Consider the following 7,835-nt stretch of genomic DNA (forward strand, 5'->3'; position numbering starts at 1 on the left):
GCCGATCTCCCCCCTTGCGGGGGAGATGTCACGCAGTGACAGAGGGGGGTGTCTTGCCGCACGGGAAAGTGCCGCCGCATCTCAGACGAAACGCGCGCCGCATGCGCAGCGCCATGACCGAGGCGGAACTGAAGCTCTGGAATGAGGTGCGGGCGCACCGGCTGATGGGCCTGAGCTTCCGGCGCCAGGTGCCGATCGGTCGCTACATCGTCGATTTCGCCTGTCCCGAACACCGGCTCGTTGTCGAAATCGACGGCAGCCAGCACGCCGCAGACCAGGCCCATGACCTGGCGCGGACCGCCTATCTCGAAGCGCAGGGATGGCAGGTCGTGCGGTTCTGGAACGAGGATGTGCTCAAGGATCTCGACAATGTTTGCACCCATATTCTTCGCGTGATCGGGAGGGCATGACAATGGCTGACACACTCTCCGGCGGCTGCCAGTGCGGCGCAATCCGGTTCCGGCTCACCGGCAGGCCCGGCACCTCGTCGGTGTGCTACTGCCGCATGTGCCAGAAGGCGTCCGCGAGCCAGGCTTTGGCGCTGGTCTCGGTGGGAGGCGCAGCGTTCGAGTGGACGCGCGGTGAGCCCGCCTGGTTCCAGAGCTCGAACGCGGCGCGGCGCGGGTTCTGTGCGGCCTGTGGTACGCCGCTCGCCTATGACGCGCCCGACGGGCTGGCGCTCTCGGTGCTGGCCTTCGACGATCCGGACGCGGTCGCGCCGGTCATCGCCTATGGCGTCGAGGCCAAGCGGATCTGGTGCGACGCGATCCCGTCGCTGCCCGAGCGCGACACCATGGAGGACGCCGAGGCGGTGGCGTTCCTGAAGGGCCTCGTCAGTCACCAGCACCCCGACCATGACACCGAGACCTGGCCGCCGGAGGCAAGACCGTGAGCGCGCGGAAGCCTGGAACGGACATGCCGAAATGGCTGCTCTACGGCCTCATCGGCAAGGCCGTGCTGATCGTCGTGGTGACGGCCGCGGTGGTCGTCTGGCTCAATTGGAGATGAGACAATGAGTGCTGAACCGATCACCGGCGGATGCCAATGCGGCGCGGTGCGATACCGGATCGGCCGCCTCGGCCGGCCGACCATCTGCCATTGCCGCATGTGCCAGAAGGCCTTTGGCGGCTTCTTCGCGCCGCTGGTCACCGCCCACGACACGGAATGGACGCGCGGCGCGCCGTCGCATTTCCAGAGCTCGGACAAGGTCCGCCGCGGCTTCTGCGCCGATTGCGGCACGCCGCTCACCTACGAGGCCGAGGACGGGCTCGAGATCGCCATCGGCAGCCTCGACACCCCGACGCTGGCGGCCCCGGTGGCACAGGTCAATGCCGATTTCCGCCAGCCGTTCTTTGACGGGCTGTGCAGCCTGCCGCAGGTCGGCGTGGCCGACGCGGCCAGAAACGATGCCTGGAACGCCGCGCTGACATCCTTCCAGCATCCCGATCACGAGACGGCCACCTGGCCGCAGGAGACATGAGCATGAGCGCCTTGCAGACCCTCTATCCCGAGATCGAGCCGTTCGAGACCGGCTTCCTCGACACCGGCGACGGCCACCGGATCTACTGGGAGCGGGCGGGAACGAAGGGCGCCAAGCCCGCGGTGTTCCTGCATGGCGGCCCCGGCGGCGGCTTTTCCGCGGTGCACCGGCGGCTGTTCGATCCGGCGCTCTACGACGTCACCCTGTTCGACCAGCGCGGTTGCGGCCGCTCGACGCCCTTCGCCTCGCTCGACAACAACACGACCTGGGACCTGGTCAATGACATCGAGCGGCTGCGCGAGATGGCGGGCGTCGAGAAATGGCTGGTGTTCGGCGGCTCCTGGGGCTCGACGCTGGCGCTGGCCTATGCCGAGACCCATCCGGACCGGGTGAGCGAACTGGTGCTGCGCGGCATCTACACGCTGACGAAAGCGGAGCTCGACTGGTACTATCAGTTCGGCGTCTCGGAGATGTTTCCCGACAAATGGGAGCGGTTCCTCGCACCCATTCCCGAGGCCGAGCGCGGCGACCTGATGGCGGCCTACCGCAGGCTGCTGGTGGGCGAGGACAGGGAGCGGCAGATCGAGGCGGCGAAGGCCTGGAGCGGCTGGGAAGGCGAGACCATCACGCTCCTGCCCGAACCCTCGACCAGCGACAAGTTCCACGAGGACCAGTTCGCGCTGGCCTTCGCCCGGATCGAGAATCACTTCTTCGTCCATGGCGGCTGGCTCGAGGAGGGGCAGTTGCTGGCTAACGCGCACCGGCTGGCGGGGATCGACGGCGTCATCATCCATGGCCGCTACGACATGCCGTGCCCGGCGCGCATCGCCTGGCAGTTGCACAAGGCCTGGCCGCGCGCCGCGTTCCACCTGATCGAGGGCGCGGGGCACGCTTTTTCGGAACCGGGGATTCTCGACCAGCTGATCCGCGCTACTGACAGGTTTGCGGGGAAGCTCTCGGTATGAGTGCGGCGTTGTCCAATTCCGGCAACGGCACACGGCAAGGAGAAAGACCATGATTGATCATACGGGCGTGACGGCCTCCGATTTTGCGGCTTCGAGCAGGTTCTACGATGCGGCCTTCGCGGCCTTGGGCGGCGGCCTTCTGATGGCGATGCCGCCGGAACAGACCGGAGGCATCCATGTCGCGGGCTACGGCCGCGACCAGCCGGTGTTCTGGATCGCGCAGGGCGCGGCGCAGACGCCGCCGGTGCATGTGGCCTTCAGCGCCCGCTCGCGCGCCGAAGTCGACACCTTCTACGCCGCGGCGATGGCCGCCGGCGGCACCGACAACGGCGCGCCGGGGCTCAGGCCGCATTATCATCCCGACTACTATGGCGCCTTCGTGCGCGACCCCGACGGCAACAATATCGAGGCCGTCTGCCACAGACCGGAATAGACATGAGCAAAGACCGCATCTACCTCTTCGACACGACGCTGCGCGACGGCCAGCAGACGCCGGGCATCGATTTTTCCGTCGAGGACAAGATCGCCATCGCCCGGATGCTGGACCAGTTCGGCATCGATTACGTCGAAGGCGGCTATCCCGGCGCGAACCCGACCGACACGGCGTTCTTCGAGAAGAAGCGCACCGAGAAGGCCGCGTTCGTAGCCTTTGGCATGACCAAGCGCGCCGGGATCTCCACCTCCAACGATCCCGGCCTCGCCGGACTGATCCAGGCGGCGGGGGATGCGGTCTGCCTCGTCGCCAAGAGCTGGGATTATCACGTCGCGGTGGCGCTCGGCTGCACCAACGAGGAGAATCTCGACTCGATCTCGGATTCGGTGCGCGCCGTGCGCGAGGCCAACAAGGAGGCGATGGTCGATTGCGAGCATTTCTTCGATGGCTACAAGGCCAACCGCGCCTATGCGGTGGCCTGCGCGAAGGCCGCCTTCGACGCCGGCGCGCGCTGGATCGTGCTGTGCGACACCAATGGCGGCACGCAGCCCTCCGAAATCGGCGCGATCGTCACGGCGCTGATCGCCGAGGGCATCCCCGGCGACCAGCTCGGCATCCATGCCCACAACGACACCGGCCAGGCGGTGGCCAATTCGCTTTCCGCGGTGGAGGCGGGCGTGCGGCAGATCCAGGGCACGCTCAACGGCATCGGCGAGCGCTGCGGCAACGCCAACCTGATCACGCTGATCGCCACGCTGGCGCTCAAGCCCGCCTATGCGGAGCGCTTCGCCACCGGCGTCACCCAGGACAAGCTGGTCGGCCTAACCTCGCTCAGCCATTCCTTCGACGAGTTGCTCAACCGCTCGCCGGCCACGCAGGCGCCCTATGTCGGCGCCTCGGCCTTCGCCACCAAGGCCGGCATCCATGCCTCGGCGCTGCTCAAGGACCCGCGCACCTACGAGCATGTGCCGCCCGAAAGCGTGGGGAATTTCCGCAAGGTGATGGTCTCCGACCAGGGCGGCAAGTCCAACTTCCTCGACGCGCTCAGGCAGCGCGGCATCCTGGTCGGCAAGGACGATCCGAAGCTCGACCGGCTGATCTCCATCGTCAAGGAGCGCGAGGCCAGCGGCTATGCCTATGAGGGCGCGGATGCGAGCTTCGAGCTGCTCGCCCACCGGACGCTCGGCCGGGCGCCGGAGTTCTTCGCCGTCACCAGTTTCCGGGTGATGGTGGAGCGCCGCTTCGACGCGATGGGGCGGATCCGGACGGTCTCGGAAGCCGTCGTCAAGCTCTCGGTCGACGGCGTCGAGATGATGTCGGTGGCCGAAGGCCACGGCCCTGTCAACGCGCTCGACATTGCGCTCCGGAAGGATTTGGGCGTCTACCAGTCCGAGATCGCCGATCTCGAACTGGTGGACTACAAGGTGCGCATTCTCAACGGCGGCACCGAGGCGATCACACGGGTGCTGATCGAATCGGCCGATGGCACCGGCGCGCGCTGGTGGACGGTCGGCGTGTCCGACAACATCATCGACGCCTCGTTCCAGGCGCTGATGGATTCGATCGTCTTCAAGCTGATGAAGAACCGGGATCTCGCGGGCCGGATGGCGGCGGAATAGGGGCGACAATCGGAGCAGATCGATGATCGTGCAGGCCTGTCTCAACGGCGCGCGGAAGCCGGATTTTCATCCGGCCCTGCCGCTCACGCCCGACGCCATGACGGCCGATGCGGTGGCTTGCATCCGGGCGGGTGCGGCCGAGTTGCACATTCATCCGCGTGGACCGGATCTTGCCGAAAGCCTCGCGGCGGTCGACGCAACGATTGCTGCCGTCCGGACAGCCTGTCCGGGAACCCTGATCGGTGTCTCCACCGGCGCCTGGATCGAGAACGATGTCCGAAAAACCCGCGATTGCATCGCCAACTGGTCGGTCCGGCCCGACTACGCCTCGGTCAATCTGTCCGAACCTGACGCGCCGCAGGTGATGGAAGTGCTGGGGTCGATCGGGGTCGGCATCGAGGCCGGGCTCGCCACCGTCGCCGACGCCGAGCGCTTCCTTGCGCTCGCCGACCACCAGAAGGTCCTGCGCATTCTCATCGAGATCGAGGACCAGGAGCGGACCGCCGCTTTCAAGGTGGCGCAGGACATCGAGTCTGTGCTGGCGCATGCCGGCGTCACGCGATCGATCCTGCTGCACGGGTTCGACGCCACGGCCTGGGATTTCGTCCGGATGGCGCGGCAGCAGTATTGGTCGACCCGCATCGGGCTTGAGGATTGCCGGCTCATGCCGGATGGAAGCCTTGCGCCGGGCAATGCGGCGCTGGTCGAAGCGGCTGTGGCGATCTACCGACAGGCCTGATGCCGTCCGGGACGGGGAGGCGATGCTCCGCCACGATCCGCGGCCGCGCCCAACCCGACACTTCAGCGGAATGAATTTGCCCATTCCTTCTTCATAAGCTAGTGCTCGGGCCTGAAAACGGGAAGGCAGAAGCAGGAAAATGGCGCAGGACACCCTCGAACCGGACCTCATCGCGCCGGTGGCTTACGACGAGGACACGCCGCGCGGCTTTGCCTTCGCGCTGGTCGCCTATCTGTTGTGGGGATTCCTGCCGTTCTACATGAAGGCGGTCGCCCATATCCCGGCCGTCGAAGTGGTGGCGCACCGGGTGGTGTGGTCGGTGCCGATCGCCGCGGTGGTGCTGATCCTGCTCGGCCGCACCCAGGACATACGCGCCGCCATCAAGTCGCCGCGGACGATGGCGATGGCGCTGATCACCGCCGGCCTGATCACCGTCAACTGGAGCATCTATGTCTGGTCGATCGGGGCGGGCAGGGCGGTCGAGACGGCGCTCGGCTACTACATCAACCCGCTGTTTTCGGTCCTTCTCGGCTCGGTCCTGCTCAAGGAAAGCCTCGATGGCCGGCAGAAGGCGGCGATCGCGCTGGCCGTCGTCGCGGTGGCGCTGCTGGCGCTGGAGACCGGCGGACTGCCCTGGGTCTCGCTCGGCCTCGCCGGCACCTGGGGGTTCTACGCCTATTTCAAGAAATCGCTGCCGGTCGGCCCCAACCAGGGCTTCTTCCTCGAAGTGCTGATCCTGACCGTGCCGGCGATCGGCTACATCGCCTATATCGAGGCCATGGGAACGGGGCATTTCGGCGCCACCGGGATGGCCGATGTCTGGCTGCTGCTGGGCTGCGGCGTGGTCACCGCGGTGCCGCTGATGATCTACGCCAATGGCGCCAAGCTCTTGCGGCTGTCGACCATCGGCATCATGCAGTACATCGCCCCGACGATGATCTTCATCATCGCCGTGTTCGTCTTCAAGGAGCCGTTCGGCCCCTACAAGCTCGCGGCCTTCGTGCTGATCTGGATCGCGCTCGGGATCTACACCTCGTCGCTGCTGCGCTCGCGCAGGGCCCGCCGCGCCGCCGCGGCGGCAGCGCACCCGTCGGCACAGGCGTAGCTGTCGGCCAATACCGGCGCGAATCGCGAACCGGGCCGGCCCTCGGTTCGTACCGGCTACATCTTGCGGATCACGGCCTCGTCGCCGGCCGCCGCGGTCTTTGTCTGGGCCAGGATCGCCGGCACGATCTCGTGCGCCTCGTCGATCACCATCGGCCGGACCAGATGCGCGGTGTGGATGAAGCCCTCGCCGGTCATGTGGCCGATCAGCGCGTTGAGCGGATTCCAGAAGCCCTCGACATTGGCGAAGACCATCGGCTTGGTGTGCCGGCCGAGCTGCGCCCAGGTCATGATCTCGATGATCTCCTCCAGCGTGCCGATGCCGCCGGGCAGGGTGACGAAGGCGTCGGAGCGCTCGAACATCATGTGCTTGCGTTCATGCATGTCGTTGGTGACATGCAGTTCGCTCAACTGGCCCAGCGAATGGCGCGAGGCCTCCTTGTCCATCAGGAATTCGGGGATGATGCCGATGGCCTTGCCGCCGGCCGACATCACCGCGTCGGCGACCGCGCCCATGATGCCCTTGGTGCCGCCGCCATAGACCAGGTCGATGCCGTTCTCGGCCATGGCGCGGCCCAGGACCTGTGCTGCGGCGCGATAGGCCGGGTTGCGGCCCTGCTGGGATCCGCAATAGACGCAGATGGATTTGATGCGGGGTGATGGTGTGGTCATGCGGGGAATGAACATGCGGCCGGGGACATGGTCAAGCCCGGCGCTGCGCCGCACCTTGCTTTTTCTTGTGCGGCTCCCGCAAACCATATAGGTTTTCGGCAAATAGCCGGGGTTTTCACCGGTTTTACGGAGTGCACCATGAACAAAAACAATGCCGGGTTCCTGGCATTCGTCGCAGTCGGTGTCGCCGCGGCGATCGGCGCCTTCTTCGTCTCGCCAAAACTGTTCAAGGCGGAGGTGGAGGCGCCCGGCCAGTCCGCGCCTGCTTCGACCGTCGTGGGCGACGGCGCGGGCGAGGCGCCAGCCACCGCACCGGCCGATGCCGGGACGGAGGTCGCCAGCGCGGAACCCGCCGAACCCGCGGGCGCCGATGCCTGGATCGTGCCGAGCTTCGACGTGCTCCGGGTTGAGCCCGACGGCTCCACGGTGATCGCCGGCAAGGCCGAACCCGGAACCACGCTCAACATCATGAACGGCGATGCCGTTGTCGCCTCGACCCAGGTGGGGCCGAGCGGCGATTTCGCCGCCGTGCTCGACACGCCGCTCGGGGCGGGCGACTACCAGCTCACGCTCGAGATCGTCGGCAAAGACGGCGCGACGCGTCGCTCCGAGGAGGTCGCCACCGTGTCGATCCCGAAGGACGCCGATGGCGAGCTGCTGGCGATGGTGAGCAAGCCCGGCAAGGCGAGCCGGATCATCGCCCAGCCCGCTGCGCCCGAAGGCGACATGGCTGCGGCCGACCAGGCGGCAGGCGGCGAGCCTCAGGCCGACACGCCGGTGGAAGTGGCGTCCTCGACGCCTGACGCAGCCGCCGAAACGCCGG

Annotated in this window: 10 protein-coding genes; 9 read left to right on the forward strand and 1 reads right to left on the reverse strand. The window is 66.9% G+C overall.

The window, feature by feature from the left end:
• Nucleotides 1–53 precede the first annotated feature (53 nt).
• From LL06_RS25345 to rarD, 8 genes are all read left to right on the forward strand, one after another.
• Nucleotides 54–410, forward strand: coding sequence for an endonuclease domain-containing protein (locus LL06_RS25345; RefSeq protein ID WP_035533654.1), 357 nt, complete (start codon nucleotides 54–56; stop codon nucleotides 408–410).
• Between the two features lie 2 nt (nucleotides 411–412).
• Nucleotides 413–892, forward strand: coding sequence for a GFA family protein (locus LL06_RS25350; protein ID WP_035533655.1), 480 nt, complete (start codon nucleotides 413–415; stop codon nucleotides 890–892).
• 120 nt (nucleotides 893–1,012) lie between these two features.
• Nucleotides 1,013–1,480: a GFA family protein gene (locus LL06_RS25355; protein ID WP_035533657.1), complete on the forward strand. Its 468-nt coding sequence runs from the start codon at nucleotides 1,013–1,015 to the stop codon at nucleotides 1,478–1,480.
• 2 nt (nucleotides 1,481–1,482) lie between these two features.
• Nucleotides 1,483–2,445, forward strand: a complete 963-nt coding sequence (gene pip / locus LL06_RS25360) for a prolyl aminopeptidase (RefSeq protein ID WP_035533659.1) — start codon at nucleotides 1,483–1,485, stop codon at nucleotides 2,443–2,445.
• A 49-nt stretch (nucleotides 2,446–2,494) separates the two neighbouring features.
• Nucleotides 2,495–2,878, forward strand: coding sequence for a VOC family protein (locus LL06_RS25365; protein WP_035533661.1), 384 nt, complete (start codon nucleotides 2,495–2,497; stop codon nucleotides 2,876–2,878).
• Nucleotides 2,879–2,880: 2 nt separating this feature from the next.
• Nucleotides 2,881–4,497: a citramalate synthase gene (gene cimA / locus LL06_RS25370; protein ID WP_035533664.1), complete on the forward strand. Its 1,617-nt coding sequence runs from the start codon at nucleotides 2,881–2,883 to the stop codon at nucleotides 4,495–4,497.
• Nucleotides 4,498–4,519: 22 nt separating this feature from the next.
• Nucleotides 4,520–5,236 (forward strand): 3-keto-5-aminohexanoate cleavage protein, encoded by a 717-nt coding sequence (locus LL06_RS25375; protein WP_035533665.1) that lies wholly within the window; start codon nucleotides 4,520–4,522, stop codon nucleotides 5,234–5,236.
• Nucleotides 5,237–5,375: 139 nt separating this feature from the next.
• The gene (gene rarD / locus LL06_RS25380; RefSeq protein WP_035533667.1) at nucleotides 5,376–6,341 is read left to right on the forward strand and encodes an EamA family transporter RarD; all 966 of its coding nucleotides are present in this window, start codon (nucleotides 5,376–5,378) and stop codon (nucleotides 6,339–6,341) included.
• Between the two features lie 56 nt (nucleotides 6,342–6,397).
• Here rarD and LL06_RS25385 read toward each other — a convergent pair whose 3' ends face one another.
• On the reverse strand, nucleotides 6,398–7,012 hold the full coding sequence (locus tag LL06_RS25385) for a TIGR00730 family Rossman fold protein (RefSeq protein WP_035533669.1): 615 nt from the start codon (nucleotides 7,010–7,012) through the stop codon (nucleotides 6,398–6,400).
• 138 nt (nucleotides 7,013–7,150) lie between these two features.
• Between LL06_RS25385 and LL06_RS25390 the strand changes: the two genes are divergently transcribed.
• Nucleotides 7,151–7,835, forward strand: a 685-nt coding sequence (locus LL06_RS25390; RefSeq protein ID WP_244447224.1) for an Ig-like domain-containing protein, incomplete at its 3' end; no start/stop codon positions are given.

This window comes from Hoeflea sp. BAL378, assembly GCF_000759435.1.
Classification (GTDB): domain Bacteria; phylum Pseudomonadota; class Alphaproteobacteria; order Rhizobiales; family Rhizobiaceae; genus Hoeflea.